Below are 1,109 nucleotides of genomic sequence, written 5' to 3'. Positions count from 1 at the left end.
ATCGCAAGTACCTGGGTCGAACTTCCTGCAATGCCGAACGAACCGATCGAAGCTTGGGCCTCGCGCGTGCCGCCCGTCGCCACACGTTGAAGGCCGCTTGCGTGCTGGTATCCCGCGACGGCATACGTTTCCGTTCTACGAGAGAAGCTGTAGGTCGCGGCGGTGTTCACCTGATGGTAGGTCGCGGAAGTATCGCCGCTCGCGTGCGTATAGGTATAGCTGAGCCCAACGGCTGCTGCTGGCGTCAGCTGATAGGATGAAAACGCGGTGCCGACATTCCAATGCTCATTGGAGGCGAACGTCGATTGACTGTCGCGTGTTGCCTGCACGTTGCTGTAGGACACCCCGACGGTCACCTTATCCTTCACATATTCCGCTGCAGCACGCGCGACGCCGACGGAACTCGCGCTCTGGTACCCGTTGTTGATCGGGCTGCTGAAGAACGTGTCGGCAGTGGTGCTGTTCCAGGCACCGCGCGCGGGTTGTCCGTTCGCGTTGCTGGAATGCAGGTAACCCGCCGCGAAACTGAACGGTCCGGTAACGAACCGGGCCGCACCGCTCCATGACTGCGATTCGCCCGGCGCACCGGCGGCGCCTCCGAGGCCATACAATGCCTCGAACGTGAAGCCTCGATAGGTGGGCGACACGTACTTGACTGAATTGGAAATACGGACCGTGTTGTCATAGTTGTCGATGTCGCCTGGTGTGCCGAATGAGGCGCCATACGTGATATCGGCCGTTTCAGGCTGAACCAGGTCAACGACGGGATCGTACTGCCGGCCTAGCGTAATCGTCCCATAGTCTTTATCGGCTAAACCTGCATAGGCTTGTCGACCAAACAGGCGGCCGCCCTGTCTCGATTGACCCGTGGTAATGCTAAAGCCATTTTCCAGCTGAAAGATCGCTGCGAGCCCGTTTCCTAAGTCTTCTTTTCCCTTGAAGCCCCAACGGTCGCCGAACATGCCGCCAGAGAAAGCGCCGTACTGGTTGCCTGTGCTGGTCTTGATGAAGCTCAAACCCGAGTCGAGTCTCCCATAGAGAGAAACGCTGGATTGCGCATACGAAATCGTAGGTCCCGTGAGAGAACCCAGTGAGATCAACGGAATGAA

At 58.4% G+C, this 1,109-nt stretch carries 1 protein-coding gene; it reads right to left on the bottom strand.

From position 1 onward, the window contains the following. A partial coding sequence (locus tag H3V53_RS43110) for a porin (RefSeq protein ID WP_336603029.1) occupies nucleotides 1-1,106 on the bottom strand: 1,106 nt, incomplete at its 3' end. Nucleotides 1,107-1,109: the final 3 nt, after the last annotated feature.

Origin of the sequence: Paraburkholderia bengalensis (assembly GCF_037126505.1) — a bacterium.
Classification (GTDB): domain Bacteria; phylum Pseudomonadota; class Gammaproteobacteria; order Burkholderiales; family Burkholderiaceae; genus Paraburkholderia; species Paraburkholderia bengalensis.
This window is presented reverse-complemented; position numbering and strand designations above follow the sequence as displayed.